General features: G+C 49.3%; 2 protein-coding genes, 1 tRNA gene and 1 pseudogene. All 4 read right to left on the reverse strand.

Annotated elements, in window-relative coordinates:
- Positions 1 to 110: 110 nt before the first annotated feature.
- Positions 111 to 263 (reverse strand): small acid-soluble spore protein P, encoded by a 153-nt coding sequence (locus tag L691_RS0107140; protein ID WP_025689666.1) that lies wholly within the window; start codon positions 261 to 263, stop codon positions 111 to 113.
- An 18-nt stretch (positions 264 to 281) separates the two neighbouring features.
- The gene (locus L691_RS0107145) at positions 282 to 623 is read right to left on the reverse strand and encodes a hypothetical protein (protein ID WP_025689668.1); all 342 of its coding nucleotides are present in this window, start codon (positions 621 to 623) and stop codon (positions 282 to 284) included.
- A gap of 162 nt (positions 624 to 785) precedes the next feature.
- Positions 786 to 874, reverse strand: a tRNA-Ser gene (locus L691_RS0107150).
- A gap of 65 nt (positions 875 to 939) precedes the next feature.
- Positions 940 to 1,081, reverse strand: a pseudogene (locus tag L691_RS31870) (serine--tRNA ligase); the annotation flags it as partial.

A 1,081-nucleotide genomic window follows, 5' to 3' on the forward strand; every position in this document is an offset into this window, starting at 1 on the left:
AAGGCCCCATTTTTTAAACATTATTTCTCTCCTCTCCCAATTGAAGAAATACTCCCCCTTCCTCATGATAAACGATTTACTTTCACAGATAAACCATTTTCAGTAAAATGTTATCCTTGCGGATTATTATGACTGACGTGATTCGCTTGCTTTACCTTTTTGGAGCCGGAAAGCGGCTCGGGACCTTCTTGTTCATGACGCTGCTGTTCTCTATCCCCAGGCTGCTGTGTGCCGGGAACCTGAATCGTCTTCGGTTTGCTCATGTCGCTTCCTCCTAATGATTAGTGATTGGTCAAGGGCTTCAGCGCTTGGGCGCACTCGTGTATCTGCCGTGTATACCGCTGTGCCAGCTGCTGCACGGCATCGGTGCGTTCATCGGTATGCAGGCCGTCCCGCTCGACGTCAACCAGGTTTACCGCTACCTCGCGGCTGTCTACATACGTACAGCGGAAGTCCAACGTATAGTTCTGGCGCCCCGCAGCATTGAAATGAATAAGCAGGCTCTTCTTATCACCTTCGTCAGCCTGTACGGTATAGCTGTCCCCGTCATCCATAAAAGAGGGAAGACGTTCCTGCCAAGCGGATACGAGCTGCTGCTGGTCCAGTTGTAATTGTTGATCCATAAATGTGATCCTCCTCCTTCCCTAATACATTGCCGAGAAAGAGGGGTTTTTATTCTCTGCTTCCTGCATCTATGTCTGCTTTAACAAGGCTGCCGCTGCATATGAAAAAGCCGTCCCCCGAAGGAAACGGCTTATATTCTCAATTATTCAAAGGTAAGGTTATGGCGGAGAGGATGGGATTCGAACCCATGTGAGCTTGCACTCTAACGGTTTTCAAGACCGCCCCGTTATGACCGCTTCGGTACCTCTCCATATGCAGTAAATATCACATGCATTAGAGATTATACCATATTTGCATCTACGGAAGCAACTCCATTTATTGGTTCGCTTTTGGCCGGATCACCTTAATGTTGCCCATGTAAGGCTGAAGGCGCTCTGGAATAAGAACGCTGCCGTCCTCCTGCTGATAATTCTCCAGAATCGCGGCTACCGTGCGCCCTACCGCCAAAGCCGAGCCG

The organism is Paenibacillus zanthoxyli JH29 (assembly GCF_000520715.1).
GTDB lineage: Bacteria > Bacillota > Bacilli > Paenibacillales > Paenibacillaceae > Paenibacillus_AQ > Paenibacillus_AQ zanthoxyli.